At 71.3% G+C, this 26,516-nt stretch carries 21 protein-coding genes; 12 read left to right on the forward strand and 9 right to left on the reverse strand.

Annotated elements, in window-relative coordinates:
- Positions 1-62: 62 nt before the first annotated feature.
- Genes CK240_RS07385 through CK240_RS07395 form a run of 3 tightly spaced genes read left to right on the forward strand, consistent with a single transcriptional unit; the run spans position 63 to position 1,794 of the window.
- Entirely contained in the window at positions 63-974 is a 912-nt protein-coding gene (locus tag CK240_RS07385; protein ID WP_095639689.1) for a thioredoxin family protein, read from the forward strand.
- On the forward strand, positions 971-1,603 hold the full coding sequence (locus CK240_RS07390; RefSeq protein WP_095639690.1) for an LON peptidase substrate-binding domain-containing protein: 633 nt from the start codon (positions 971-973) through the stop codon (positions 1,601-1,603). The genes CK240_RS07385 and CK240_RS07390 overlap by 4 nt, the downstream gene beginning before the upstream one ends.
- Before the next feature lie 32 nt (positions 1,604-1,635).
- Positions 1,636-1,794, forward strand: a complete 159-nt coding sequence (locus CK240_RS07395; protein ID WP_095639758.1) for a Trm112 family protein — start codon at positions 1,636-1,638, stop codon at positions 1,792-1,794.
- A gap of 87 nt (positions 1,795-1,881) precedes the next feature.
- On the opposite strand, the gene argC is transcribed toward CK240_RS07395, so the two are convergent.
- The 4 genes from argC to CK240_RS07415 all read right to left on the reverse strand — a co-directional run bounded on the left by argC (position 1,882) and on the right by CK240_RS07415 (position 5,323).
- On the reverse strand, positions 1,882-2,787 hold the full coding sequence (gene argC / locus CK240_RS07400; protein ID WP_095639691.1) for an N-acetyl-gamma-glutamyl-phosphate reductase: 906 nt from the start codon (positions 2,785-2,787) through the stop codon (positions 1,882-1,884).
- Between the two features lie 40 nt (positions 2,788-2,827).
- The gene (locus CK240_RS07405; RefSeq protein WP_095639692.1) at positions 2,828-3,157 is read right to left on the reverse strand and encodes a DUF779 domain-containing protein; all 330 of its coding nucleotides are present in this window, start codon (positions 3,155-3,157) and stop codon (positions 2,828-2,830) included.
- On the reverse strand, positions 3,154-4,209 hold the full coding sequence (locus tag CK240_RS07410; protein WP_240517328.1) for a DNA topoisomerase IB: 1,056 nt from the start codon (positions 4,207-4,209) through the stop codon (positions 3,154-3,156). The genes CK240_RS07405 and CK240_RS07410 overlap by 4 nt, the downstream gene beginning before the upstream one ends.
- A 61-nt stretch (positions 4,210-4,270) precedes the next feature.
- Entirely contained in the window at positions 4,271-5,323 is a 1,053-nt protein-coding gene (locus tag CK240_RS07415; protein WP_095639694.1) for a quinoprotein relay system zinc metallohydrolase 2, read from the reverse strand.
- Between the two features lie 157 nt (positions 5,324-5,480).
- On the opposite strand from CK240_RS07415, the gene CK240_RS07420 reads away from it, so the two are divergent.
- The 3 genes from CK240_RS07420 to CK240_RS07430 all read left to right on the forward strand — a co-directional run bounded on the left by CK240_RS07420 (position 5,481) and on the right by CK240_RS07430 (position 8,449).
- Positions 5,481-6,278: a quinoprotein dehydrogenase-associated SoxYZ-like carrier gene (locus tag CK240_RS07420; protein ID WP_205957775.1), complete on the forward strand. Its 798-nt coding sequence runs from the start codon at positions 5,481-5,483 to the stop codon at positions 6,276-6,278.
- A gap of 63 nt (positions 6,279-6,341) precedes the next feature.
- Complete coding sequence (locus tag CK240_RS07425) at positions 6,342-7,397, forward strand: aldo/keto reductase (protein ID WP_095639760.1); 1,056 nt, start codon at positions 6,342-6,344, stop codon at positions 7,395-7,397.
- A gap of 83 nt (positions 7,398-7,480) precedes the next feature.
- Entirely contained in the window at positions 7,481-8,449 is a 969-nt protein-coding gene (locus CK240_RS07430) for an NAD(P)H-dependent flavin oxidoreductase (RefSeq protein ID WP_095639695.1), read from the forward strand.
- 27 nt (positions 8,450-8,476) lie between these two features.
- Here the strand turns inward: CK240_RS07430 and CK240_RS07435 are convergent, their stop codons facing one another.
- Entirely contained in the window at positions 8,477-9,961 is a 1,485-nt protein-coding gene (locus CK240_RS07435) for a nucleobase:cation symporter-2 family protein (protein WP_095639696.1), read from the reverse strand.
- Positions 9,962-10,108: 147 nt separating this feature from the next.
- On the opposite strand from CK240_RS07435, the gene CK240_RS18215 reads away from it, so the two are divergent.
- From CK240_RS18215 to trxA, 6 genes are read left to right on the forward strand one after another with little or no spacing between them, the layout of a single operon-like run.
- Positions 10,109-10,960 (forward strand): IclR family transcriptional regulator, encoded by an 852-nt coding sequence (locus tag CK240_RS18215; protein WP_167649984.1) that lies wholly within the window; start codon positions 10,109-10,111, stop codon positions 10,958-10,960.
- A 10-nt stretch (positions 10,961-10,970) separates the two neighbouring features.
- Entirely contained in the window at positions 10,971-12,410 is a 1,440-nt protein-coding gene (gene tsaE, locus CK240_RS07450) for a tRNA (adenosine(37)-N6)-threonylcarbamoyltransferase complex ATPase subunit type 1 TsaE (RefSeq protein WP_095639697.1), read from the forward strand.
- Complete coding sequence (locus CK240_RS07455) at positions 12,407-13,090, forward strand: nucleotidyltransferase family protein (protein ID WP_095639698.1); 684 nt, start codon at positions 12,407-12,409, stop codon at positions 13,088-13,090. The genes tsaE and CK240_RS07455 overlap by 4 nt, the downstream gene beginning before the upstream one ends.
- Entirely contained in the window at positions 13,087-16,023 is a 2,937-nt protein-coding gene (gene addB, locus CK240_RS07460) for a double-strand break repair protein AddB (RefSeq protein ID WP_095639699.1), read from the forward strand. Before CK240_RS07455 ends, addB begins: the two co-directional genes overlap by 4 nt.
- The gene (addA, locus tag CK240_RS07465) at positions 16,016-19,444 is read left to right on the forward strand and encodes a double-strand break repair helicase AddA (protein ID WP_240517329.1); all 3,429 of its coding nucleotides are present in this window, start codon (positions 16,016-16,018) and stop codon (positions 19,442-19,444) included. The genes addB and addA overlap by 8 nt, the downstream gene beginning before the upstream one ends.
- A gap of 6 nt (positions 19,445-19,450) precedes the next feature.
- On the forward strand, positions 19,451-19,804 hold the full coding sequence (gene trxA, locus CK240_RS07470; RefSeq protein WP_338048958.1) for a thioredoxin: 354 nt from the start codon (positions 19,451-19,453) through the stop codon (positions 19,802-19,804).
- A gap of 39 nt (positions 19,805-19,843) precedes the next feature.
- On the opposite strand, the gene CK240_RS07475 is transcribed toward trxA, so the two are convergent.
- The 4 genes from CK240_RS07475 to CK240_RS18220 all read right to left on the reverse strand — a co-directional run bounded on the left by CK240_RS07475 (position 19,844) and on the right by CK240_RS18220 (position 26,473).
- Positions 19,844-21,532 (reverse strand): putative bifunctional diguanylate cyclase/phosphodiesterase, encoded by a 1,689-nt coding sequence (locus tag CK240_RS07475; protein WP_167649985.1) that lies wholly within the window; start codon positions 21,530-21,532, stop codon positions 19,844-19,846.
- A 375-nt stretch (positions 21,533-21,907) separates the two neighbouring features.
- Positions 21,908-23,506, reverse strand: a complete 1,599-nt coding sequence (locus tag CK240_RS07480) for a M10 family metallopeptidase (RefSeq protein WP_095639702.1) — start codon at positions 23,504-23,506, stop codon at positions 21,908-21,910.
- 111 nt (positions 23,507-23,617) lie between these two features.
- Positions 23,618-26,023, reverse strand: a complete 2,406-nt coding sequence (gene pheT / locus CK240_RS07485) for a phenylalanine--tRNA ligase subunit beta (RefSeq protein ID WP_095639703.1) — start codon at positions 26,021-26,023, stop codon at positions 23,618-23,620.
- Entirely contained in the window at positions 26,024-26,473 is a 450-nt protein-coding gene (locus CK240_RS18220) for a hypothetical protein (RefSeq protein WP_135058806.1), read from the reverse strand.
- Positions 26,474-26,516: the final 43 nt, after the last annotated feature.

The following is a 26,516-nucleotide window of genomic DNA, read 5'->3' on the forward strand; positions in this document are numbered from 1 at the left end:
CGGTCTTCCGCCGCAGCGCCCATATTGCGGCCAAGCACGGAAACAGACCGGGGATCAGGACGATGCTGCTGCAAGGCTCGGGCGAGACGGCGCCGAACACCGCCGATTTCATCAAGGACGTGACCGAGGCGGACTTCATGGCCGAGGTCGTGGACGCCTCGATGCAGGTGCCGGTGATCGTCGACTTCTGGGCGCCCTGGTGCGGTCCCTGCAAGACGCTGGGCCCGCAGCTCGAGGCCGAGGTCGCCCGCCACAAGGGCCGTGTCCGCATGGCCAAGGTCAACGTGGACGAGAACCAGATGATCGCGGGCCAGCTGCGCGTGCAGTCGATCCCGACCGTTTACGCCTTCTTCCAGGGCCGCCCCGTGGATGCCTTCCAGGGCGCGATCCCGCAAAGCCAGATCAAGCAGTTCGTGGAAAAGCTGGTCGCCCTCGGGGGCGATGACGGCGGCCTCGGCGACGCCCTGGACGCCGCCGAGGCGATGCTGGCCGAGGGCGCGGCGCTGGACGCCGCCGAAACCTTCGCCGCGATCCTGGGCGAAGAGCCCGAGAATGCCCAGGCCTGGGGCGGGCTGGTCCGCGCGCATCTGGCCGCCGGCGACGCCGCATCCGCCGAGGAAGCCCTGGCGCAGGTGCCTGCGCCGGTCGCCAGCGCCGCCCCGGTCGAGGCCGCCCGCGCCCAGCTGGCGCTGGCGCGGCAGGCCGAGAAGGCCGGGCCGCTGGCCGAGCTTGAGGCGCGGGTGACCGCCGATCCCGCCGACCACCAGGCGCGCTTCGACTATGCGACCGCGCTGCATGCGGGGGGCCGGGTCGAGGAGGCGATCGACCAGCTGCTCGAATCCTTCCGGCGCGACCGCGACTGGAACGAGGGCGCGGCCAAGGCGCAGCTGCTGACGATCTTCGACGCGCTGCCCGCGACCGATCCGCTGGTCCAGAAGGGGCGCCGGCGGCTGTCGTCGCTGATCTTCGCGTGACCCCCCGGGGCGCCCTGCCCGACACGATCCCGCTGTTTCCGCTCCCGGGCGCGGTGCTTCTGCCGCGCACGCGCCTGCCGCTGCACATCTTCGAGCCGCGCTATCTGCAGATGCTGGACGACGCGCTGAAATCCGGGCACCGGCTGATCGGCATGATCCAGCCCATCGGCGACGGACTGGCCGCCGTGGGCACGGCGGGCCGCGTCACGATGTTTTCCGAAATGGACGACGGGCGGCTGATGATCTCGCTGCGGGCCATCTCGCGCTTCCGGCTGGAGGAGGTGATCGAGGGCTTCACCCCCTATCTGCGCGGCCGGGTGGACTGGTCGCCCTTCAAGGCCGACCGCGCGCCCTCGGTGCCGCCCGACCAGGATTTCGACCGCCCGGCCTTCCTCGAGCGGCTGCAGCGCTACATGGACGAACGCGAGCTTTCGACCGACTGGAACGCCGCCGAGGAAGCGGACGACGAGCTGCTGGTCAACAGCCTGTCCATGCTGCTGCCGCTGGGCGTCGAGGAAAAGCAGGCGCTGCTGGAGGCCGCGGACCTGCCCGCCCGGCGCGAGATGCTGGACGGGTTGCTGGAATACGCCCTGCACGGGGGCGGCGACGACGAGGAGATGCTGCATTGACGAACCAACCCGGCCCCGCCTTCGACCGGCACATGCTGGAGGCGCTGGTCTGCCCGGTCACGCATGGCCCCCTGGACTATGACGCGGCCCGGCAGGAACTGGTGTCGCGCACGGCGGGGCTGGCCTTCCCCATCCGGGCGGGCATTCCGATCATGCTGGTCGGCGAGGCGCGCCAGATCAAGGCGGACTGAGCGCGGGGCCGTCGCAAGGGGGGCTGTCCGCCCCCCATCGCCCGGCGGCGATTCGCCCCGGGGGTATCCGGCTCGTGGAGGAAGGGCTCAGAGGCCCCTGTCCTCCTCGGCCCCGATCATCAGGTTGAGGTTCTGCACCGCCGCACCCGATGCGCCCTTGCCGAGGTTGTCCAGAACCGCGACCAGCACCGCGCAGCCGTTCTCGTCGCTGCCATGGACCGAAAGCCGCATCTCGTTGGTGTCGTTCAGGATCGTGGGGATCACCCGGGCCTCGGGCTCGACGACCCTGACGAAGCGCGCGTCCCGGTAATGCGCGGCCAGCGCGTCGCGCAGGTCGGCGAGCTTGCGGTTCCCGAGATGCAGGGGGATCTGCACGGCCATGCCCTGCGCGAACTGCCCCACCGAGGGCGCGAAGACGGGCCGGCGGGTCAGGCCCGAGTGCTTCATGATCTCGGGCAGGTGCTTGTGGCCCTGGCCCAGCGCATAAACGAAATGCGCGGGCGCGTCCCCGGCCTCCATCTCGGCGATCAGTTCCTTGCCGCCGCCGGTATAGCCGGACACGGCATTGATCGAGGCGATCTCGTCCGGGGCCACCAGCCCGGCCGCGACCAGGGGGGCGGCCAGCGCGATGGCGCCGGTGGAATAGCAGCCGGGGTTCGAGACGCGGGCGGCACCCGCGATGGCCTCGCGCGCGCCGGGGGTCAGTTCGGGGAATCCGAAGACCCAGCCGTCGGCCACCCGGTGCGCGGTCGAGGCGTCGATGAAGCGCACGTCCAGCCCCTCGGCCAGCGCGACCGCTTCCTTCGCGGCGGCGTCGGGCAGGCAGAGGATGGCGATCTCGGCCTCGGCCAGCGCCGCGCGCCGCGCCTGCGGGTCCTTGCGGCGGGCAGGGTCGAGCTGGACCAGCTCGATGTCGGGGCGAGGGGCCAGACGCTCGCGGATCTGCAGCCCCGTGGTCCCGGCCTCGCCGTCGATGAACACCTTGTGCGCCATGTCGCCCCCTTTCGCCTGAGCCGCGATGTGGCCCGTCCGCTCAGGCGGTGCAAGTGGGCGGGCGCAGGATGAAATGGCGGTCCAGCGCATTGTCGAGGCTGAAGCCCGACCCGCGGCCGGGCACCGCGTCCACCAGCAGGTCGGTGTCGGCCCAGGCTTCGGCCTGCAAGGCCCCGGTCCAGAAGGGGGCCGCGCCCACGGTGCCAAGCTGCACGTCGTTGCTGCCGATGCGGAAGTCGCCGTTGCGATAGACCATCGGCGCGGTGCCGTCGCAGCAGCCGCCCGACAGGTGGAACATGACCGAGCCGTGCGCGGCCTCGATCTCGGCCAGCAGGTCCAGCGCGGCGGGGGTGGCGGTGACGCGGTTCATGCGGAAAGCCTTTGCCTGAGGAACTCCAGCACCTGCCGCTCTTCGGGGCGCAGCGCGGGCTTATCCAGTTCCTCGGCGATCTCCTCGCCGATTTCCAGCGCCAGTTCGTCGGACAGGTAGCTGTCGATCACCTGCGGGTGGACATAGCACTTGCGGCAGATCGTGGGGGTGTTGCCCAGGCGGGCCGAGACCTGCTCGATCGCCTCGCGAACATTGCGCTTGGCGGCGGCCTGGCTGTCGGCCTTTTCGTATTCCGCCAAGGCCAGCGCCGCCAGCACCGTGCCGGTCCAGGTGCGGAAGTCCTTGGCGGTGATGTCGGTGCCGGAAATCTCGCGCAGGTAAGCGTTCACGTCGCCCGAGGTGACGCTGCGCCGCTCGCCCTCGTCGTCGAGATACTGGAACAGGTGCTGGCCCGGCAGGTCCTGGCTGGCCTTGACGATCCGCGCCACGCGGCGGTCGCGGATGCCGAGGTCCCATTCCTTGCCGCTTTTCCCCTTGAAGCGGAAGCGGATCTGAGCGCCGTCCACCTTCACATGGCGGTCGTTCAGCGTGGTCAGCCCGTGCGACTTGTTCTGTTTGGCATAATCGGCGTTTCCGACGCGGATCATGGTGGTTTCCAGCAGGTGCACGACCGTCGCCAGCACCTTTTCGCGCGGCATCCCCCGGCGGCTCATGTCCTCGTCCACCCGCGCGCGCAGGGCCGGGAGGGCTGCGGCGAAATCCAGCATCCGCTCGTATTTGGTGCTGTCGCGGGCCTCGCGGAAGCGGGGGTGATAACGGTACTGCTTGCGCCCGCGCGCATCGCGGCCCGTGGCCTGGATGTGGCCGTTCGGATCGGCGCAGATCCAGACGTCCGTGTAGGCGGGCGGAATCGCCAGCGAGCGGATTCGGTCCAGCGTTTCCCGGTCCTTGACCGCCCTGCCCTCCGGGTCGCGGTAGCTGAAGCCCTTGCCCGCGCGGCGGCGGGTGATGCCGGGTTCCGAGTCGCTGACATAGACCAGCCCCGCGCTGATCGCGGCGTCCTGCGGATCGACGATACTGCCTGTCGCCATCATCCGCTCCCTGCGGCTGTGGCCCCGAACGCGGGGCGGGCCGGTTTGGTTCGCCGAGGGGTCAGTCCCATTCCATCTCGGCATAGGCGGCGGCGGCGTTCCTTGCGGTCGTCGCCTGGTAATCCGCCCAGCCCCCGGCCAGCGGGCCCATGGCCCCGGCCACGGCCGGGACCGCCGATGAAAGGCCCTGCCCTGCGTCCAGCGCCGCCCGCACAGCCTCGCGCAGCGCGGCGAGATAGGATTGCTGCGCGGCACTGGCCTCGGCGAAGGACGCGGCAACCGGCCCATGCCCGGGGATCACCGGCGCGCCCCCGTGCGGCTGGGCAAGCCAGTCGAGCCAGCCCTTCAGCGAGCCGTCCACCACCGGCGTCAGCCCCCGGAACAGCAGGTCGCCCGTGAACAGCGCCCCCGTGGCGCTGTCGCGCACGGTCAGGTCGCTGTCGGTATGGGCGCGGGGGGCGGGGGTCAGTTCCAAAGTCCGGCCGCCGAGGTCCAGCACCTCCGGCCCCGCGATGGTCCGGGTCGGGCCGATCAGGACCGTGCCCGCCCAGGCATCCGCACCGATCTGGGCGGGGATGCTTTCGGCCCAGGTGTCGCGGCGAAGCTCCAGCGCCTCGGGCAGGCGGGCGTCGGCGACGATCTCGGCGCCGGCTTCGGCGAAGACCTCGGCGCCCGCGATATGGTCGGGGTGCATGTGGGTCAGCACCACGGGGCCGATGGGCTTGTCGGACAGGCGGCGGATGGCGGCGTAAAGCGCCTCGCCCTGCGCGCGCGATCCGCCGGGGTCGATCACCGCCACGCGGTCCCGGCCCAGGATGACGCCGAGGTTGGCGATCCGGCCCCCGTTTTCGGGGGAAAGCTGCGCATCGGCGCCGCGATACACGTGGACGCCCGCAGCGACCTCGGAAAGCTCAAGCGCCGGGGCCTCGGACAGGGGCGCGCAGCGCCGGTCCCGGCCGGTCAGGTCGGGGTGGGCGGCCAGCCACGCGGCGGCGGCCTCGCCGGCCAGAGCCTCGCAGGCGCCCATGTCCGGTGACTCCGCCGCAGGCAGCAGCCGGTCCGCGCAAGCCGAAGGATCGGCGGCAAGGCAGGCCGTCAGGATCAGGACATGCATGGGCGGGCCTCCTTGCCCGAAGGATGACGCGCGCGGGCGCGGTGTGCATCAGGCAGGCCCGCTTCTACGACCTTCGTCGGGGTCGCCGCACCCGCCCCCGCCTTGTCACCATTGTCCCGCATCCGCGCCGGTCCCACCGGCCAAAGGGAGATTCGCCATGTCCCTTCCCCTTGCCGCCCCGATCCGGCTTGCCGCCCTTGCGATGGCACTTGCAGGAGCGCCCGCGCTGGCGGCGGAAAACCCGCTGCAACCCTCGCCCGCCTGGGAGGACATGCGGTCCAGCGTGACCGGCAGCGACATCGAGCCGCCGATCGACCCTGCCGTCTTCGACCTCGAGGCGCCGATGCGGGCGGAAAACCCCGCGCTGGTCCCGATCCGCGTCACCCAGGTCCCCGGCAGCCCGCGCATCACGAAGCTGGCGCTGGTCGTCGACCATAACCCCGCGCCCGTTGCCGGAGAGTTCACCTTCGGCCCCGCCACCGCGCCCCTGGACTTCGAGGTGCGGGTGCGGGTGGACGCCTATTCCGACGTCCGCGCCATCGCCACGCTGGAGGACGGGCGGCAGGTCATGGCCGGGCGCTTCGTCAAGGCCTCGGGCGGCTGCGCGGCGCCTGCGGGTGGCGGCGACAAGGCGCGCGAGGGGATGGGTGAGATGCGCTTCCGCAGCGAACCGCAGGGCGACCGGGCCATGGGCACGCTGATGATCCGGCATCCCAACTTCTCGGGTCTCCAGCGCGATCAGGTGACGCTGCTGAACATCCCGGCCGAGTTCGTCCAGACCATCGAGCTGAAGCAGGGCGACGAGGTGCTGATGACGATGGAGGGCGGGATCTCGATTTCCGAGAACCCGGTGTTCCGCTTGGGCTACCGGCCCAACGGCCAGCCGGTCGCCGTTCATGCCGAGGACACCGACGGCCGCGTCTTCGACGCAAGCTTCCCGGCGGCGGGGGGCTGAGCGGTTGCACGCGGCGGCCGGCGCTGTCAGGTTGCCCCCGCATCCGCGACGGGACCCTTCATGATCGAGACACGCAAGCTGGGCGGGCTGACCGTCAGCGACATCTGCCTGGGCACCATGACCTTCGGCAAGGACACGCCCCCGGCCGAGGCGCTGGCCCTGATGGACCGGGCGCTGGACGCCGGGATCAGCTTCTGGGACACGGCCGAGATGTATCCGGTCAACCCCGCCGCCGCCGAGACCTATGGCCGGACCGAGGAGATCATCGGCGAATGGCTCGCCTCTCGCGGGCGGCGGGACGAGGTGCGGATCGCCACAAAGGCCAGCGGCCCGAACGGCGGCCACACGCGCGGCGGCAAGGGCTTCGAGCCGGGCAACATCGCCGAAGCCGTGGACGAGTCGCTGCGGCGGCTGGGGACGGACCGCATCGACCTGTACCAGCTGCACTGGCCCAAGCGCGGCAGCTACGCCTTCCGCCAGAACTGGACCTACGACCCGAGCCGCGCCTCGAAGGCGCGCGCGCAGGAACACATGGAGGGCATCCTCGAGGCGCTGCGCGACGTGGTCGCCGCGGGCAAGGTGCGCGAGTTCGGCCTGTCGAATGAGACCGCCTGGGGCACCATGTCCTGGCTTGCGGCGGCCGAGCGGACGGGCGGCCCGCGCGTTGTCTCGGTGCAGAACGAATACGGCCCGCTGCACCGGCTTTACGACACCGACATGGCCGAGGTGGGCCAGAAGGAAAACGTGACGCTGCTGGCCTATTCGCCGCTGGCGGCGGGGCTGCTGACGGGAAAATACGCGGGTGGCGCCCTTCCCCAGGGCAGCCGCGCCGGGAACGAGCGGCTGCGCGGCGGCGAGGGCGACCTGCACGGCCGCGTCACTCCGCGTGGACTGGCCGCGGCCGAGGCCTGGGGAAAGATGGCGCGCGGCCTCGGGCTCGACCCGGTCCACGCGGCCATCGCCTTCGTGCGGCAGCGGCCCTTTCCGGCGATCCCGATCCTCGGGGCGACGCGGCTGGCGCAGCTCGACCACCTGATCGCCGGACTGGATGTCCGGCTGAACGCCGAGGCGATGCGCGCCATCGACGCCTTCCACCGCGCCCACCCCCTGCCCTTCTGACGCTGCGGCGGAGACCCCGGGCGGGGGTTGCGGGTCCCGCCCGGCCCCGCATCATGGCCGCATCCGGCCACAAGGGGGGAACCATGCTGCCGCCGATCCTGTCGAACCTGCGCCTGCCCGTGGTGGCCTCGCCCATGTTCATCGTCTCGGGCCCCGACCTGGTCATCGCCCAGTGCAAGGCGGGGATCGTGGGCTCGTTCCCTGCGCTGAACGCGCGCGAGGCCGACGGAGAGCCGCCGCTGCTGGACGCCTGGCTGCGGCGCATCCAGGAGGAACTGGACCGCCACAACCAGGCCAACCCCGACAGCCCGGCCGCGCCCTTCGCGGTGAACCAGATCGTCCACCGCTCGAACGCGCGGCTGGAACGCGACATCGAGATCTGCCACCGCCACAGGGTGCCGATCTGGATCACCTCGCTGGGCGCCCGCCCCGAGGTCAACGAGGCGGCCCATGACTGCGGCGGCATCACCCTGCACGACGTCATCAACGCCACCTTCGCCCGCAAGGCGCTGGAAAAGGGTGCGGACGGCCTGATCGCCGTCGCGGCGGGCGCGGGCGGCCATGCGGGGCCGCAAAGCCCCTTTGCGCTGATCCAGGAAATCCGCGAGTTCTTCGACGGCCCGCTTCTGCTCTCGGGCTCCATCGCCACGGGGCGCGCCATCCTTGCCGCGCAGGCGATGGGGGCGGACCTCGCCTATATCGGCAGCCCCTTCATCGCGACCGCCGAAGCCAACGCCACCGCCGACTACAAGCGGATGATCGTGGAGTCGGGCGCCGAGGACATCGTCTACACCCCCGTCTTCACGGGCATCCACGGCAACTACCTCAAGCCCTCGATCCGCTCGGCCGGGATGGACCCCGAGGCGCTGGATGCCAGCCACGCCGAGGGAATGGACTTCGGCAAGTCAGGGGCCAAGGCCAAAGCCTGGAGCCAGATCTGGGGCTCGGGCCAGGGCATCGGCGCGGTGAAGGAGGTCGTGCCCGCGGGGGCGCTGGTGGACCGGCTCGCGGGCGAATACGCCGAAGCGCGCCGGTCGCTGCTGGAGGGATAAGGGGGAGGGGGCGCGAGGCCCCCGCCCTCAATGCGCGTCGGCCTGGGCCGCGGCGCGGGTCAGTTCCGCCTGGTCGACATGGCGGGCGCCGTTGAAGAACCAGTTGAGGAACACCGCCGACAGCGCGGCCAGAAGGATGCCCGAATGCGTCAGCACCTTGGTTGACGCGGGCAGCCACTGGTCGAAGCTGTTGGCGATCATGGGGATCATCCCCATGCCGATGGACACCGCCACGACGAACAGGTTGTGGCGGTTGCCCGTGAAATCGACCTGCGACAGCACCCGGATGCCGGTCGCCGCGACCATGCCGAACATCACCAGCCCGGCGCCGCCCAGAACGACCGTGGGCAGCGCCTCGACCAGCGCCCCCATCTTGGGGATCAGCCCGAGGACGACCATGATCACGCCGCCCGCCACGCAGACATGGCGCGAGCGCACCCCGGTCACGGCCACGAGCCCCACGTTCTGGCTGAACGAGGTATAAGGGAAGGTGTTGAAGACGCCGCCCAGCAGCGTGCCGACACCATCCGCGCGCAACCCTGCGGCAAGCCTCGGCTGGTCGATCCGCTGGTCCACCATGTTGCCCAGCGCAAGGAACATCCCCGTTGATTCGATCATCACCACCAGCATGACCATCGTCATGGTCAGGATCATGAGGGGGTCGAAGGTGGGCGTGCCGAAGTGGAAGGGCCGGATCGGCGCGAACCAGGCGGCGGCCGCGACCTTCTCGAAATGCATCAGGCCCAGGGCGGTGGCGAGCAGGCCGCCGACAAGGATGCCGACAAGGACCGCGATGTTGGAAAGGAACCCCCGCGCGAAGCGGGCGATCAGCAGGATCGTGGCCAGCACCACGGCGGCGACCACCATGTTGCCGGGCGCGGCGTAAAGCGGGTTCTGCATCGTCGGCGCGAGCTTCAGCCCTTCGGGCACGCCCCCGGTCGCGACCTGCGCGTCCAGCCAGGCCTGCATCGCCGGATCGACCAGCATCGGCGCGGTCGGCCCCGCCTGAAGCCCGAAGATCCAGTTGATGCCGATGGGCATCAGGCTGACCCCGATCACCAGGATCACCGTCCCGGTCACGACGGGCGGGAAGAAGCGCAGCATCCGGCTGATCACCGGCGCCAGGAAGATCGAGATCACCCCCGCCCCGATCACCGCGCCGAACAGCGCCCGCGCGCCCTCGGCCCCCGGCGCGGCCCCGGCGATGGCGACCATGGGCCCCACGGCGGCGAAGGTCACGCCCATCATCACCGGCATCCTGACACCCAGCCAGGGCCCCGCCCCTAGCGACTGGATGATCGAGGCGATGCCGCAGACAAACAGGTCGGCCGAGATCAGGAAGGCCACGTCCTCGGGCGGCAGTTGCAGCGCCCGCCCCACGATCAGCGGCACCGCGATCGCGCCCGCATACATCACCAGGACGTGCTGCAGCCCCAGCGTGAACAGGCGGGGCGCGGGCAGCATGGCATCCACCGGATGCACGCCGTCGCGTCGATGAGTCAGATCGGTCATATGTCCTCCCGCCGGGTTGCAGTCTTCTCGGGCCCGGTCTTTCGCCTGCAAGACTGCAACAGCGCGCGGGGGTCGCAAAGGCTTTCACCGGATTTTCCGCGATGCGGATTGCGGGGTGCCGCCATTTGCGTCAGCTTGGCGCGCGCCATGAACGACATCCGCCCACAGAAAGGCCCCGCCGCCTCGTCCGGCCGCCCCTTGCGCGAAGGGCCGGCGGCAGGCTCGCCGGCGGTGGACCGGGCCCTGATGCTGCTGGAAACGCTTGCCGAGGGCGACGGGCTCACGCTTTCCGAGCTGGGCCGGCGGCTGGGGCTCGCCCCCTCGACCGTGCACCGGCTGCTGGCGGCGCTGGCCGCGCGCAGGCTGGCCGAGGCCGATCCCGCCACGCAACTGTGGGGCGTGGGCCCCGGCGCCTTCCGCCTGGGCGCGGCCTTCCTGCGGCGCGGAGGACTGGCTGACCGCGCCCGTCCCGTGCTGGCGCGGCTGGCCGAGGCCAGCGGCGAGACGGCGGTGCTGGCCGTCGCGGACGGCGACGCCGCGCTGGTCGTGGCCGAGATGCCGGGCGCGTCCAGCCTGCGGGCGGTCCTGCCCCCCGGCACCCGCCTGCCTTATCACGCGACCGCGCCCGGCAAGGCGCTGATCGCGCATCTGCCCCTAGCGCAGGTCCGCGCGCTGCTGGGCCGCGCGCCCCTGCCCGCGCTGACGCCGCGCACGCTGACCGACCAGGGGGAACTGACCGCCGATCTCGCCACCCTGCGCCACGGGGGCTGGCTGGCCGAGCGGAGCGAATCCGCCACCGGCCAGAACGGCATCGCCGCGCCGGTCTTCGGCGGAGCGGGCGACCCGGTGGCGGCCCTGGGGGTGACAGGCCCCGCGGCCCGGCTGGACGACGCGGCGCTGGCCGCGCTGGGGCCGCAACTGGCCGAGGCCGCCGCCACCCTGGGCGCGGCGCTGGGCGGGCCTGCCCGGCATCTTCCCCCGGCTGCCCGGGGGCGGTAGTTTCGCGGGCATGACCACGCCCCTTCCCGCCCTTGCCGCCATCGGCGACGCCGACGAGACGCTGACCGCCACCCTGGCCCGCGTGCTGGGGGCCGTCCTGCGCCCGGGCGACACGCTGCTGCTGGAGGGCCCCGTCGGCGCCGGCAAGACCCATTTCGCCCGCGCCCTGATCCGCGCCCGCCAGGGCGACGCGGCCGAGGACGTGCCGAGCCCGACCTTCACCCTGGTCCAGACCTATGACGACGCGGCGGGCGTCGAGATCTGGCACGCCGACCTTTACCGCCTGACCGACCCCTCGGAACTGGTGGAACTGGGCCTGGACGAGGCGATGGAGCAGGCCGTCACCCTGATCGAATGGCCCGACCGCCTGGGCGAGCCGCTGGCCGGCGCGCTGACGGTGGCGCTGACTCCCTCGGGCGAGGACCGCCGCCAGATCGTGCTGTCGGGCGATCCCGCCCGCTGGCGGGGCGTTGGCCGCCTGCTGGAGATCGCGCGCTTCCTGCGCGGCACCGACTGGGCCGGGGCGCGGGTCGAGCCGCTGGCCGGGGACGCCTCGGCCCGGCGCTATTTCCGGCTGCACGGCGACGGGGGCAGCGCCGTCCTGATGGACGATCCCACGGGCGGGATGGGCCGCTATCTGGCGATGACCGACTGGCTGCGCCAGCGCGGCTTCCACGCCCCCGCCGTCCTTGCCGAGTCTCAGGCACAGGGCCTGCTGATCGCCGAGGACCTGGGCGACACTCTCGTGGCCCGGGTGCTGGACCGCGCGCCCGAAGCCGCGCCCGCCATCTACGACCGCATCACGGACCTGATCGTCGATCTGCACGCCCACCGTCCGCCCGACTTCGTTCCCGCGCTCGACGGCCCCGCCCTGGCCGAGCAGGTGGCGCTGTTCGCTGACTATCCCGCCGCAGCCGGCGTTCCCGGCGCGGGCGCGGGGGTGCCGCAGGCCATCGCCGCCCTTCACGCCGACCTGTGCGCGGATGCCCTGCCGGTCGTCTCGCTGCGCGACTTCCACGCCGAGAACCTGGTCTGGCGGGGCGAGGCCGCCTTGGGCCTGCTGGACTTCCAGGACGCGGTGGCCACGCATCCGGCCTATGAACTGGCCTCGGTCCTGCAGGACGCGCGCCGCGACGTGCCGCCCGGGATCGAGGAAGGCGCGATCGCCCGCTATCTGACAGCGACCGGCATGGACGATGCCGCGTTCCGCGCCGCCTATGCGTTGCTGGGCGCGCAGCGGAACCTGCGGATCATGGGCATCTTCACGCGGCTCTGCCTGAGGGACGGCAAGCCGCGCTATCTCGACATGATGCCCCGCGTCTGGGCGGCGATCACCCGCGACCTGTCCCATCCGGCGCTGGTCCCCTTGGCCGCCGCGCTGGCCGATGTGCCCCCGCCCACGCCCGAGATCATCGCCGCGATCCGCGCCCGCTGCGGGACCCAGCCATGAGCGCGCCCGACAGCCTGATGCTGTTCGCGGCGGGCAAGGGGACGCGCATGGCGCCCCTGACGGACGTGACGCCGAAGCCGCTGATCCCGGTGGCGGGCCGTCCTCTGCTCGACCATGCGCTGGCGCTGGCCCGCGCGGGCGGTGCGCGGCGGATCGTGGTCAATGTCCATCACCTCGGCGGCCAGATCGTCGATCATCTCGCGGGCAGCGACGTCGCCGTCTCGGACGAAAGCGGGGCGCTTCTGGAAACGGGCGGCGGGCTGAGGAAGGCGCTGCCGCTGCTGGGCCCGGGTCCGGTGCTGACGATGAACCCCGACGTGGTCTGGACCGGGCCGAACCCCGTCGCCGCGCTGCGGGCCGCCTGGGACGACAGGATGGACGCGCTGCTGATGCTGGTCCCGGTGGACCGCGCGCAGGGCCGCATCGGGGGCGGCGATTTCGCGCGGGACGCAAAGGGTCGCATCGCGCGCGGCGGGCCCTTCGTCTATACCGGCTGCCAGATCATCCGCACCGAGGGACTGGCCGGGATCGACGCCGAGATGTTCTCGCTCAACCTTCTCTGGGACCGCATGATCGCGCAGGGCCGCGCCTACGGCCTGATCCATCCCGGCGGCTGGTGCGACGTGGGCCGCCCCGACTGCATCCCGCTGGCCGAGGCGATGTTGAGGGAGGCCGCATGACGGGAATGCAGGGCCTTTACGCACTGCCGCCCGGCGTCGATTTCGCGGGCGAGGTCGTGCGCGGCCTTCTGGACCGCATGGGCCACCTTCCGCCCGAGGCGCTGGCCGGCGTCACGATCTACGGCAATTCCAGCCACACGCTGCGGGCAATCGAGGCCGCCTTCCACGAGGCGGGGCCGGTGCTGCTGCCGCGCCTGCGGCTGCTGGCCGAGATCGGCAGCGAATGCGGCTTTCCACCCCCCGCGCCCCCCCTGGCGCGGCAACTGGAACTGGCGCATCTGGTCGCCCGCGCGATGGCCAGCGACGACACGGGCCAGTCGGTCGCCGCCATGACCCGCTCGCTGGCCGAACTCATGGCCGAGATGCAGGCCGAGGGCCTTGGCGCCGAGGCGCTGGACGGCATCGACGCCGAGGATCACGCCGCCCACTGGCAGCGCGCCCTGGCCTTCCTGCGCATCGCCGCGCGCTTTCACCTGGACGGCACCCCCATCGACCGCGAGGCCCAGGCACGCGCCGCCGCCGAACGGCTGGCCGCCGACTGGGCCGAGGGACGCAACCTGCCCCAGGGGCCGGTGATCGTCGCGGGCTCCAGCGGCTCGCACGGGGCCACGCGGCTGTTCATGGAGGCCGTGGCGCATCTGCCCCAAGGGGCCGTCATCCTGCCCGGCTACGATCCCGCCCTGCCCGAATCCGTGGCCGCCATGCTGCGCGACGGGAACGAGGATCATCCGCAGGCGCGCCTGGCCCCGCTGGCCGCCTCCTGCGGGGCGCCGCGCCCCTGGACCGATGCCGCCCCGCCCGATGCGGCGCGGAACCGGCTTCTCAGCCTGGCCCTGCGGCCTGCGCCCGTGACCGACCAGTGGGTGGCCGAGGGGCCCTCGCTGGGCGATCTCGGGATAGCCGCCGCCGGCATGACGCTGATCGAGGCCGACAGCCCCGCCGCCGAGGCGGGCGCGCTGGCCGTCCTGATCCGCGACGCCGTCCACCGGGGCGAGGAGGTCACGCTGATCTCGGCCGAGCGCGGGCTGACGCGCCGGGTCGCCGCCGCGCTGGACCGCTGGGGGATCATCCCCGACGACAGCGCGGGCGTGCCGCTGCCCCTGACCGCCGCCGGCCGCTTCGCCCGCCACATCGCGGAACTGCCCGGCCGCCCCCTGGGGATCGACACGGCGCTGATCCTGCTCAAGCACCCGCTGACGGCCACGGGCCGGGGGCGCTGGGCGCGCCGCGCCCACCTGCTGCGCACGCGCGAGCTGGAACTGCACCTGCGCCGCAACGGCCCCGCCTTCCCCGACGGCGCGGCGCTGCGGAAATGGGGCGAGCAGCCCCGGCGCGGCAAGCGCGACGAGGCCCGCGTCGCCTGGGCCGAGGGGATTGCCGCGCTGCTGGACGCGACCCTGCCCCTGATCGCCAACGCAGGCCCCCTGCCCCTGGCCGAGCGCGCCGCGCGCCACCGGCAACTGGCCGAACTGTGGGCGGCGGGACCGGGCGGCTCGGCCGAAGCCTCGGCGCTTTATGCGGAACGTCCGGGCGAAAAGCTGCGGGCAGTCATGGACCACATCGCGCTGCACGCCGCGCGGGGGCCGCTCATGTCGGCGCGCGACTTCGCCCGGCTGCTGTCGGACCAGTTGCAGGCCCAGGCCGTGCGCGCGGATGTCGAGGCGCATCCGCTGGTCCGCATCCGCGGCCCGCGCGAGGCCCGGACCGAGGCGCGGGGCCTCGTGATCCTGGGCGGGCTGAACGAGGGCGGCTGGCCGCAGCCCTTGGACCCCGACCCCTGGCTCAGCCGTCCGATGCGGCGGCAGGCGGGGCTGACCCTGCCGGAACGGCGCATCGGGCTGGCCGCCCACGATTTCCAGATCGCCGCCGCTGCGCCGAAGGTCGTGCTGTCCCGCGCCCATCGCAGCGACGAGGCCGAGACGATTCCCTCGCGCTGGCTGAACCGGCTGGTGAACCTGATGAACGGCCTGGGCGCGCAGAACGGGCCCGCCGCGCTGGCCGCGATGCGCGCGCGGGGGCAGCACTGGCTGGACTGCGCGGCGGCGCTGGCGGCGCCCGGTCCTTCGGACATGGCCCCCCTGTCGCCCCGCCCCTCGCCGCGCCCGCCTGCGCCTGCCCTGCGCGAGCTGTCCGTCACGGCCGTGTCGCAGCTGATCCGCGACCCTTACGCGATCTACGCCCGCCATGTCCTGCGCCTGCGCCCGCTGGACCCGCTGCGCCCCGAACCCGACGCGGCCGAACGCGGCAACGTCCTGCACGCCATCATCCAGACCTTCCTGTCGCCCCCGCCCGCGCCCGACCTGCCGCCCGAGGCGCTGATGGCGCGGCTGATGGAAGCGGCCGACCGGGTGCTGGCGCAGGTGCCCTGGCCTTCGGTCCGGCTGTTCTGGCGCGCCCGGATCGCGGGCATCGCCCGCCAGCTTGTGCGCGACGAACACGAGCGGCTGCAACTGGGCACGCCGCTGGCCGTCGAGACGCGCTACCAGATCAAGGTCGCGGGGATGGAGTTCACCCTGACCGCCCGGCCCGACCGCATCGACCGGCTGGCCGACGGCACCGCCGTGATCTACGACTACAAGTCCGGCACGCCCCCCAGCCGCCCGCAGATCCTGTCTTTCGACAAGCAGCTTCCGCTGGAGGCCGCGATGGCCGAACGCGGCGTCTTCGGCCCGCCGATGAAGGTGGCGGACCTGCGCTATATCCGCCTGGGCGGCGAGGGCGAGACGACGCCGCGCGGCTGGGACGACGAAATGCAGCAGACATGGGACCAGTTCGTGGCCCTGATCTCGGCCTATCTGCGGGGCGAGCACGGCTTCACCGCCCGCCGCGCGATGGAGCGGATGGGCTTCGGCTCGGACTACGACCACCTCGCCCGCTATGGCGAATGGTCCGAGGCCGATCCGCCGCAAGCGATCAGGGTGGGCCATGAATGATCTTTCGCTGAAGGCCATGGGCCCCGATCCCGCGACCCGCGCCCAGCATGTGGCGGCGGACCCCGACCGCTCGACCTGGCTGACGGCCAACGCGGGCTCGGGCAAGACCAGCGTGCTGACCGACCGGGTGGCGCGGCTTCTGCTGGCGGGGACGCGGCCGGAACGCATCCTCTGCCTGACCTACACCAAGGCCGCCGCGACCGAGATGCAGAACCGCCTGCTCAAGCGGCTGGGCGAGTGGGCGATGCTGGACGACGCGGCCCTGACCCAGCGGCTGGCCCGCATGGGCGTGGGCGCGGGCGCCGACCTGAACGCGGCGCGACGGCTGTTCGCGCAGGCCATCGAAACCCCGGGCGGGCTGAAGGTCCAGACCATCCACAGCTTCTGCGCGGGCGTCCTGCGGCGCTTTCCGCTGGAGGCCGGGGTGCCGCACGGATTCGCGGAACTCGATGAGCGCAGCGCCGCCAACCTGCGCGCCGAGATCATCGAGGCCATGGCCCGCGACGGCGCCCCCGAGATGGCCGACCTGCTGGCGCTGCAATCCGACAACGGGCTGGACGGCTTTCTCGGCGGGCTGCGCGACTATGACCGGCCGCCCTGCGCCCGGACGCTCTGGGGCGACTGCGGGCTGCCCGAGGGCTTCGACGACGCCGCGCTGCTGGCGGACTGCCTGGACGGGGATGAGGCGACGCTGATCCCCGCGCTGATCCCGCTGCTGAAGGCGGGCGGCAAGACCGACGCGGGCGCGGCCGAGAAGCTGTGCAAGGGCGCCTGGGACCGCGCGGGCGTGGACGAGCTTGCGATCCTCGAACAGGTGCTGCTGACGGGCGAGGGCGCCAAGGCGCCCTTTGCCGCCAAGATCGGCGCCTTCCCGACCAAGGCGCTGCGCGAGGGCGCCTGCGCCGCGCTGATGGACCGGCTGGACGAGCTGATGTCCCGCGTCGAGGCGGCGCGTCCCATGCGGCTGGCCCTGGCGCATGCCCAGCGCACGCTGGCCCTGCAGCGCTTCGGCCATGCCTTCTGCCGGCGCTATGCGGCGGCCAAGTCGGGGGGCGGCTGGCTCGACTTCGACGACCTGATCCAGCGGACGGCGACGCTGCTGGACCACCCGACCATGGCGCAATGGGTGCTGTTCCGGCTGGACGGGGGGATCGACCACATCCTCGTGGACGAGGCGCAGGACACCTCGCCGCTGCAATGGCAGGTGATCCAGCGGCTGACGGACGAGTTCACGGCCGGCGCGGGCGCCGCCGACCGGCCGCGCACCCTGTTCGTGGTGGGCGACCCCAAGCAGTCGATCTATTCCTTCCAGGGCGCCGACATCGCCGTCTTCGAGGCGCGGCGCTCCGAGTTCTCGATGGCCTTCGAGGCCGCGGGCCAGCCCATGCAGGACGCGGCGCTGCGGCATTCCTTCCGCTCGTCGCCCGCGATCCTGCGGCTGACCGACGCGGTGTTCCAGGGCGAGGCCGCGCAGGGCCTAGGCGACACTCCGGCGCATATCGCCTTCCACGAGGGGATGCCCGGCCGGGTGGACCTGTGGCCCCCCGTGCCTGATCCCGGCAAGCCCGAACCCACCCCCTGGCACGCGCCGGTGGACTCGGTCGCGGCCAACGCGGCCCCCCGCGTTCTGGCCGATGCGGTGGCCAGGGCCGCCCGCGACATGATCGGCACCCCCATCACCCTGCGGAACGGGCAGGTCCGGCCGCTGCGGCCGGGCGACATCCTGATCCTCGTCCAGCGCCGCTCGGCCATCTTCCACGACATCATCCGCGCGCTGAAACAGGCCGGGCTGCCCGTCGCGGGCGCCGACCGGCTGCGGCTGGGGGGCGAGCTTGCCGTGCGCGACATCCGCGCCGTCCTGTCGGTGCTGGCCACGCCCGAGGACGACCTGTCGCTGGCCGCCGCCCTGCGCTCGCCCCTGTTCGGGCTGACCGAGGACGAGCTTTACCGCCTCGCCGCCCCGCGCCCCGGCCTGCTGATCGAGGCGCTGCGCAAGTCGCCCCACGAACAGGCGCGTGCGATGCTGGCCGACCTTCAGGGGCAGGCGGACTTCCTGCGGCCCTATGACCTGATTTCGCGCCTGCTGGTGCGCCACGGCGGCCGCGCCCGGCTGATCGGGCGCCTGGGCCCCGAGGCCGAGGACGGCATCGACGAGCTTCTGTCGCAGGCGCTGACCTATGAGACGACGGAAACGCCCTCGCTGACGGGCTTTCTGGTGTGGCTGGCCGATGACGAGGCGCAGGTGAAGCGCCAGCCGGGAGCGGCGCAGGAGGGCGGCGGCCTGATCCGGGTGATGACGGTGCATGGCGCCAAGGGGCTGGAAAGCCCCGTGGTGATCCTGCCCGACTGCGCGAAACGGAAGGGCGCGGGGCGCGGCGCGCCCACGATCCTGCCCGACAACGGCCCGCCCGCCCATTGGCGCGCGGCCAGGGCCTGGCAGACGCCGCAGGTGCAGGAATGGATCGCCCGCGACCAGCAGCGGCAGGAGGAGGAGCGGCGGCGGCTTCTTTACGTGGGCCTCACGCGGGCGGAAAGCTGGCTGATCGTGGCGGCGGCGGGCGAGACCGGCACGGGCTGCGAAAGCTGGCACGCGATGGTGGCGGACGGGTTCTCCCGTGCCGACGGGCTGTCGCAAGCGGACCTGCCCTGCGACTGGGGCGACTGCGGCATCCGCCGCCTGTCCTTCGGCGACTGGCCCGCCGAGGCGGCGGCCGAAGCCACGCCCGCCTCGCGCGAGACGTCCCTGCCCGACTGGCTGCGCGAACCGGCCACCGTGATGTCCCGCGCGCCCGGCCCGGTCGCCGCGACGGCGCTGGGGGGCGACAAGGTGCTGCCCTCGGACCTTGCCGCCGCTGGCGCGGGCGACCGCGAGGCCGCGCTGCTGGCCGGCACCCGGCTGCACCTGCTGCTGGAACACCTGCCCGGCGTCCCGCCCGAGGACCGCGCCGCCCGCGCCCGGGATCTGCTGGCGGGTTCCGAGGGGGGGCTGCCCACGGAAGCCGAACTGTCGGCGCTGCTGGAAGACCTGTCGGCGCTGCTGGAAGCCGAGGACCTGGCGCCCCTGCTGTCGCCCGAGGGCGCCACCGTCCTGCGCGAGGTGGCGCTGTCGGCGCCCCTGCCGAACGGGCGCAGGCTTTCGGGCACCATCGACCGGCTGGTCGTCACGCCCGAGCGCGTCACCGCCATCGACTACAAGTCGAACGCCGCGGTGCCCGCACGGGCCGAGGACGTTCCCGAGGGCTACCTGCGCCAGATGGCTGCCTATCGCCACGCCCTGCGCGGGATCTATCCGGGCCGCGCAGTGGACTGCGCGATCCTCTGGACCCGCGCGCGGTCGGCCATGATGCTGCCCGACACGCTTCTGGACGCTGCATGGGAGGCTGCCATGCGTGCCCTTGACCCCGCCGGGACGGGCCCATAGCTCTCCCTGACCCTCCAATCCCCCGCAAGGAGCTTTCCCATGGCCACGTCCAAAGCCACCGACGCCGATTTCGACAGCGTTGTCCGTCAGTCCGATGTCCCCGTTGTCGTGGATTTCTGGGCCGAATGGTGCGGCCCTTGCCGCCAGATCGGCCCGGCGCTGGAAGAACTGTCCGAGGAATATGCCGGCCGCGTGAAGATCGTGAAGGTCAACGTGGACGAGAACCCCGACACCCCGGCGACTCTGGGCGTGCGCGGCATCCCGGCGCTGTTCATGTTCAAGGACGGCGAGGTCGTGTCGAACCGCATGGGCGCGGCGCCCAAGGCCTCGCTGAAGGCCTGGATCGACGAGGCCGTCTGATCCGAAAGGCTGAACGCCGCTCCCCTGCGGGAGCGGCGTTCAGGCCACTGCCGTCCGGGTCTGGTAAAGCTCGGACAGGCGACGCGGCCGGTCGTAGTAATAGCCCTGCACCAGCCGCACCCCTGCCGCGCGCAGGCATTCCAGTTCCTCGTCCGTCTCGATCCCCTCGGCTACCACGGTCAGCCCCAGGTCGTCGCACAGGTTGACGACATGGCGCAGCACCATCCAGGCCCGGTCGGCGGTGCAGCAGTCGGCGATGAAGTCGCGCGACAGCTTGATCCCGTCGAATAGCCCCGAGCTGACATGCGAAAGGGCGGCGTATTCCGTCCCGAAATCGTCCAGCACCAGCCGGAAGCCGTGCCGACGCAGCGCCTCGATCTCGGCCCCCGGCGCGACGGTGCTAACCGCGACGCTTTCGGTCAGTTCCAGCGTCAGCCGCTGGGGGTCCAGCCCATGCGCGCGCACGATCGCCGCCGCCGCCTCGGCGAAGCCCGGCTCGGCCAGCTGCCGCGCCGAGACATTGACGGCCAGCTGCAACCCGTCGGGCGCGCGCAGCAGGTCGGCGCAGGCGCGGTTCAGGACCCAGCGCCCAAGTTCCCCGATCATGCCGTTCTGCTCGGCCAGGCGGACGAAGACCGAGGGCTCGATGCGCCCGAGCGTGGGATGCTGCCAGCGCAGCAGGGCCTCGAAGGCAACGGGGCTGTCGCTGTCCAGCGAGATGATGGGCTGGTATTCCAGGAAGAACTCGTCGTTGCGGCAGGCGGTGCCGATGGCATGCAGCAGCAACTCGCGCGCGTCGGCCTCGTCCTGCATGGCCGGGGTGAACTGCAGGGCTGACCCGGGCTGCGTCTTGGCGGAATAAAGCGCCAGATCGGCCCGCCGCAGCACGGTCGAGACGGGGTTGAGCGCGCTCCAGTCCGCATCGGCGATGCCCGCGCTGAAATCCGGCACGCAGAAGACGGCACCGAGCGCCATTCCCGCGGTGCAGACCGTCTTGAGCCGCGCGCAAAGCGCCCGCGCCTCGGCCGCGTCCGCGACGACGGCGCAGAACTCGTCGCCGCCCATGCGCGCGCAGACGGCATGGGCAGGCGCGCAGGCGACCAGTGCCTGGGCCAGCCGCACAAGGAAGCGGTCGCCGATCTGGTGGCCATGAAGGTCGTTGATCGCCTTGAAGCGGTCCACGTCGATCAGGACCACGCTGGCGGTCGCATCCTTGCCGCGCAGGCGATGCAGATGTTCATACAGGGTGCGCCGGCTGCCCAGGCCCGTCAGCGCATCCCGTTCCGCCAGATAGCGCGCGCGTTCCAGGGCCAGCCGCTCCTCGTGCATGTCCTCAAGCGTGCCGACCCACTCGGCCGGATGGCCCTCGGATTCCGGGATCAGCACGCCCCGCGCCCGTACCCAGCGCCAATGGCCCTGCGCATCCCGCACGCGGCATTCCACCTGCAGGCGGTCGCGGCCCTGCAGGCTGCGGAAATCCAGCCGGCCGCGATCCTCGGGGTGGAAGCGGTCGAGGCAGTCGCGGCCAAGGGCAAGGCGATCGGGCTGACCGGTCAGGGTCTCCCATCCCATGGCGGCGCAGATGCGCCCCTCGAGGTCCGCCCACCACAGCACCAGCGCCCCTGCCTTCAGCGCCGCGCGATAGCGATCGCTGCTGCGCCGGAAATCCGGCTTCGCACTGCGCGACGCCTCGCCGTCAAAGCCGAAGTCGTCGTGGTGCAAATCCATCGTGGGTTCATCCGCCAGCGGAAATCGTCCCTTTTGTATAGGCAAACATCCGCCGGTCAAAAGGAATCCGCAGCCTCGCCGGTCTGATGGAGAATCCTGTTCGTGGTGGTGACCGAGAACCCGATGCGCGATGAGCGGGAAAATCCCTCGGCGGCATCGGGCCGGGAAGACTGCACCACGCTTCAGTGGCCTGCCTTGGTCGGCAGGGCACGCGGCGGCTGCGTCAGAAGTGCGGCCGCCGCGATGATCCGGCGTTCCGGGCAGCCCGGATCGAGTTCCCTGCCCCATGGCCCCTGCGCAGGCGGGGTGCCTGCACAGGGGGCGCGGGAGCGCACCACAGCCCCAGCCGGGTCGCCGCCCCTGCTCAGGCCCGGGCTACCACAGGAAGTCGTCGGACCCCAGATCGGCAAGCTGCGTCCATTCGATCCGCAGCATGTGGCCGTCCTGCCGGAACTCGACATGGTTGCCGGCCTGGACCAGTTGGCCGCGCACGTCGGCCCATGTCTCCAGCCCCGCGAAGCTGCGCAGGTCGATGGCATCCTGCGCGGCGTCGAAGTTGCGGACCGTGTCCGCCCCGCCGGTGAACACGAAGCGGTCCGCCCCCGTGCCCCCGCGCAGCAGATCGTTGCCCGCCCCGCCGTCCAGCAGATCGCGCCCGCTCTGGGCCGCGAGATCGTCGTTGCCGGTCCCGCCCAGCAGCGTGTCATCGCCCGCGCCGCCGATCAGGATGTCGTTCCCGGCATCCCCTTGGATGCGGTCAGCGCCATTCTGCCCGAACAGCCGGTCGCCGCCATTGCCGCCTTCGATCAGGTCGTTGCCGCCATTGCCCGAGATGGTGTCGGACCCCGCTGCCCCGAGCAGCCGGTCATTGCCGCTGCCACCGGCCAGCGCATCGTTGCCAAGGCCGCCGTCCAGCAGGTTCACGCCGCCCGCGTCCGACAGCCGGTCGTCGCCCGCGCCGCCGTAAAGCGAATCGTTGCCCAAGCCCCCGGCCATCTGGTCGTTGCCGTCCTCGCCCCACAGCCGGTCGTTGCCGTCGCCGCCGTTCAGGACGTCCGCTCCGGCACGGCCGTAAAGCTGGTCCGCGCCCGCGTTGCCCGTCAGCCGGTTGGCTGCGGCATTGCCGATGATCGTGTCGGCGCCCGAGCCGCCGGTCGCATCCTCGATCACCGTGTCGGGGGCGATCTGCATGTTTCCCACCGCGCCCATCACGTTGGAAACCGCGCCCGGCGTCAGGTCGATCCGCTGGGCCGCACCGGTGCCCGAGAAGTTCACCGCATCCCGCCCGCCGTGGTCGGCGATCAGAAAGGTCGCCTGCGCCCCCAGCCGCGCCATCGCGTCCAGGGACCCGCCCGCGTTCGAGTTCACGCCATAGGTCGTGTTGCCCGTGTGCATGGCCGGCGCGGCATACATCTGCCGCAGGGCCAGATAATCGGCCAGCATCGGGGTCAGGTGATAGGCCTTGGTGGCATTGACCCAGGTGTTCTCGTCCTGGTCGAAATAGGACATGATGCTCATCTGCCAGCTGTCATTGGCGATGGCGGACTGCCGGAACTCCTCGACGCGGTCATAGTCCTGCGGATGGCCCAGCCCCAGGGCGTGCAGGGTTTCATGCACATAGGTGCGGAAGGCGTAGCTGCCGTAGCTGTCGCCCGGCTCGACCCGGTCGGCCGCGATCCGCACGGTCGCAGTGTTGATGGTGGTTCCCGAATAGGTCGTGCGCGTGTTGGCCCCCGACCCTTCGTGGCTGTAGGTGATCTTGGCCGAGCCCGCCGTTTCGCGGAAGCTCAGCCCCGTCATCCGGGCGATCTCGGCCAGCGCGTTGCGGGCAAGGCCCTGTTCCTGCGCGGTCAGGCCCGTGACGTTGAAGGTGATGGTGCCTTCCGAGCCCGGCCGCATGGTGCGGATGGCGCCTTCCCCGTAGTTGCTGGTCATCAGGCGTTGGGCGAACTGCTGGGCGGTCAGAACCTGCATGAGCGACTCCTTCTGGACATGGCAGGTCCGAGGCTAGGCAGGGATCGCGCCCCATCCAACCTAAAGTTGAACACTTCGTTAACAATCGCCGCGGGGCTGCAGCCCCTGCGCTCAGCCGCGCAGGGTGCCGCCCGTGGCCTTGCCCACCTTCTCGACGATCTTCGCCGCGACCGCCTCGATTTCCGATTCGGTCAGGGTCTTGTCCCTGGGCTGCAGGCGGACGGTCAGGGCGATGGACTTCTTGCCCGGACCCATCTGCGCCTCGGCCCGCTCGCCCTTGAACTCGTCGAAGACGGTGACGCGTTCGACCAGGGACTTGTCGGCGCCCTGCGCGGCATTGACCAGCGTCAGCGCCTCGACGCGGTTGTCCACGACAAAGGCGAAGTCGCGCTCCACCGCCTGAAGGTCGCTGATCTCAAGCGCGGGGCGGGTGGGCGTCTTCACCTTCGGCAGCGGCACGTTGGCGAGGTGGACCGTGAAGGCCACCGCCGGTCCCTTGACGTCCAGCGCCTTGAGGATGCGGGGATGGACCTCACCGAAACTGGCCAGCCGCTTGGGCCCCAGCGCGATGTTGCCGGCACGGCCGGGATGCCACCAGCCGTCCAGCTTGCGGTCGATCTGGGCGCGCGCGGGTGCGCCGATGGCGGACAGGATCGCCTCGGCATCGGCCTTGGCGTCATAGATGTCCACCGGGCGGCGCGAGCCATGCGGATCGCGCGCGGCGCTGGCGCCGACCAGCAGGCCCGACAGCTGCACCGCCTGCTCGCCCGGCTCGCCGCCGGTGAAGACGGGACCGACCTCGAACAGCGACAGGTCCATGAAGCCCCGCGCCTGATTGCGCGCCGCTGCGGCCAGCAGGCCCGGCAGCAGGTCGGGGCGCAGGTGCGTCATCTCGGACGAGATCGGGTTCTCGATCCGCACCGCGTCCGAGCCGCCGCCGAACAGCGCGGCCGAGGGCTGGTCGATGAAGCTGTAGGTGACGCATTCGTTGTAGCCCAAGGCCGCCGCCATCCGCCGGGCGGCGGATTCGCGGCGCTGCAGCGGCGTCAGCACCGGCTGCGGCACGCCCGCGCGGGGGCGCGGCAGGGGCTGGCCCTGAAGGCGCGAAAGGCTGGCGATGCGGACGATTTCCTCGACCAGGTCGGCCTCGCCCTGCACGTCGGGGCGCCAGCTCGGCACTTGGGCCATGTCGCCCTCGAGCCGGAAACCAAGGGCCTCCAGCGTGGCGCGCTGCTCGGATTCGGGGATCTCGAGGCCCACGAGGCTTTGCGTCCGCGCGGGGTCCAGCCGGTAGGCGCGGGAGTGATCCGGGGCGGCGCCCGCCTCGACCACGTGGCTGGGTTCCCCGCCGCAGAGGTCGAGGATCAGGCGCGTCGCCAGTTCCAGCCCGTCACGGGTGAAGGCCGGGTCCACGCCGCGCTCGAAGCGGTAGCGGGCGTCCGAGTTGACCTTGAGCGCCCGGCCCGTCGCCGCGATGCCGATGGGCTGCCAGAAGGCGCTTTCCAGGAAGACGTCGGTCGTGTCCTCGGTCACGCCCGAGGCGTCGCCGCCCATGATGCCCCCAAGGCTTTCGGGGCCGTTGTCATCCGCGATCACCAGGTCGCCCGCGCGCAGGGCATAGGTCTTGCCGTCCAGCGCGAGCAGGCTTTCGCCCTCGGTTGCGCCGCGCACGGTCAGGTCGCCCTGCACCTTGCCTGCGTCAAAGACATGCAGCGGGCGGTTCAGGTCGAAGGTGAACAGGTTGGTGATGTCCACCAGCGTGGAAATCGGCCGCAGGCCGATCGCCTTCAGACGCTGCTGCAGCCAATCCGGCGAGGAGCCGTTCCTGACGCCCCGGATCAGCCGGCCGGTGAAATGGGGGACGCGGTCCAGCACGTCCGCCTCGATCGTCACGCCGATGGGGCTGTCGAAGCTGCCCGCGACGGCCTGAACCTCCAGCGGCTTCAGCACCCCGAGCCCCCGCGCGGCGAGGTCGCGGGCGATCCCCCGCACGCCCAGCGCATCGGGCCGGTTCGGGGTGATCTTGATGTGGATCATCGGGTCGATCTTTTCGGGCGCGTTCTCGGCCAGCCAGTCGATGAAACGCTGCCCGACCTGACCCGAGGGCAGCTCGATGATGCCGTTGTGCTCGTCGGAAAGCTCAAGCTCGCGTTCCGAGGCCATCATGCCGTGGCTCTCGATTCCGCGGATCTTGCCGACGCCGAGGGTGGTGTCGATGCCCGGCACATAGTCGCCGGGCTTGGCCAGCACGCCGACCAGCCCCGCCCGCGCGTTCGGCGCGCCGCAGACGACCTGCTTCTCGCCCTCGCTTGTCGCCACCCGCAGCACCCGCAGCCGGTCGGCGTCGGGATGCGGCTCGGCATGCTCGATCCGGGCGATGGTGAAGGCGGAGAGCTTCGCGGCGGGATCGACGACCTCCTCGACCTCGAGCCCGAGGTCGGTCAGCGCGTCGGTGATCTCGGTCAGGGTGGCCGTGGTGTCGAGATGGTCACGGAGCCAGGAGAGGGTGAGTTTCATTTAAGTCCGAAGCTCCTTTTTCATTGCTTCGACTAGACGCTTACTTTCTACAGTAACATTATCCCAGAGCGTTCGCCCTTTTCCGTCTATCGAAGAGATTATCCAGTCTTTCTCTCTCGTCCAATAGTCGTTGATTGCAACGACCACTCCAGCAGACGCTTCAGTGACGCCCTTCTCTGCCACTAGTTCGACTTCTGACTGAAGCGACCAAAGCTTCCTTATTTCAGGATCGAGATGCCAGTTTTCTCTGCTTCGACCATCCCTAGCGGTGCATTTCTCCACTTGCCTTAAAAACTGACGGTAAAGTTCGCGCTTCTCCGCCTTGAGCTTTACATACTCTCCCAATAGCGTCTGACGCTCCCAAATCAGCAGCGAAATCCCACCACCGATTATCAAAGCCCAAACCGGGTTCGCAGCAAAACTTTTTAAAACTTCGACGAAGTCATTCATCGGAGAAAATATTGCAAGGGTTACTACTACCGCGAAGGAACCC

The organism is Paracoccus salipaludis (assembly GCF_002287065.1).
In the GTDB taxonomy this organism is placed as follows: domain Bacteria; phylum Pseudomonadota; class Alphaproteobacteria; order Rhodobacterales; family Rhodobacteraceae; genus Paracoccus; species Paracoccus salipaludis.

What these genes read in the sequence shown, in the direction of transcription:
- CK240_RS07435 (WP_095639696.1), bottom strand. Translation starts at nt 9,961, where the DNA reads ATGACCGATCTGACTCATCGACGCGACGGCGTGCATCCGGTGGATGCC.
- addA (WP_240517329.1), top strand. Translation starts at nt 16,016, where the DNA reads ATGAATGATCTTTCGCTGAAGGCCATGGGCCCCGATCCCGCGACCCGC.
- CK240_RS07480 (WP_095639702.1), bottom strand. Translation starts at nt 23,506, where the DNA reads ATGCAGGTTCTGACCGCCCAGCAGTTCGCCCAACGCCTGATGACCAGC.
- CK240_RS07455 (WP_095639698.1), top strand. Translation starts at nt 12,407, where the DNA reads ATGAGCGCGCCCGACAGCCTGATGCTGTTCGCGGCGGGCAAGGGGACG.
- CK240_RS07475 (WP_167649985.1), bottom strand. Translation starts at nt 21,532, where the DNA reads ATGGATTTGCACCACGACGACTTCGGCTTTGACGGCGAGGCGTCGCGC.
- CK240_RS18215 (WP_167649984.1), top strand. Translation starts at nt 10,109, where the DNA reads ATGAACGACATCCGCCCACAGAAAGGCCCCGCCGCCTCGTCCGGCCGC.
- pheT (WP_095639703.1), bottom strand. Translation starts at nt 26,023, where the DNA reads ATGAAACTCACCCTCTCCTGGCTCCGTGACCATCTCGACACCACGGCC.
- CK240_RS07420 (WP_205957775.1), top strand. Translation starts at nt 5,481, where the DNA reads ATGTCCCTTCCCCTTGCCGCCCCGATCCGGCTTGCCGCCCTTGCGATG.
- CK240_RS07405 (WP_095639692.1), bottom strand. Translation starts at nt 3,157, where the DNA reads ATGAACCGCGTCACCGCCACCCCCGCCGCGCTGGACCTGCTGGCCGAG.
- CK240_RS18220 (WP_135058806.1), bottom strand. Translation starts at nt 26,473, where the DNA reads ATGAATGACTTCGTCGAAGTTTTAAAAAGTTTTGCTGCGAACCCGGTT.
- addB (WP_095639699.1), top strand. Translation starts at nt 13,087, where the DNA reads ATGACGGGAATGCAGGGCCTTTACGCACTGCCGCCCGGCGTCGATTTC.
- argC (WP_095639691.1), bottom strand. Translation starts at nt 2,787, where the DNA reads ATGGCGCACAAGGTGTTCATCGACGGCGAGGCCGGGACCACGGGGCTG.
- CK240_RS07415 (WP_095639694.1), bottom strand. Translation starts at nt 5,323, where the DNA reads ATGCATGTCCTGATCCTGACGGCCTGCCTTGCCGCCGATCCTTCGGCT.
- CK240_RS07395 (WP_095639758.1), top strand. Translation starts at nt 1,636, where the DNA reads ATGCTGGAGGCGCTGGTCTGCCCGGTCACGCATGGCCCCCTGGACTAT.
- CK240_RS07430 (WP_095639695.1), top strand. Translation starts at nt 7,481, where the DNA reads ATGCTGCCGCCGATCCTGTCGAACCTGCGCCTGCCCGTGGTGGCCTCG.
- CK240_RS07385 (WP_095639689.1), top strand. Translation starts at nt 63, where the DNA reads ATGCTGCTGCAAGGCTCGGGCGAGACGGCGCCGAACACCGCCGATTTC.
- tsaE (WP_095639697.1), top strand. Translation starts at nt 10,971, where the DNA reads ATGACCACGCCCCTTCCCGCCCTTGCCGCCATCGGCGACGCCGACGAG.
- CK240_RS07410 (WP_240517328.1), bottom strand. Translation starts at nt 4,209, where the DNA reads ATGGCGACAGGCAGTATCGTCGATCCGCAGGACGCCGCGATCAGCGCG.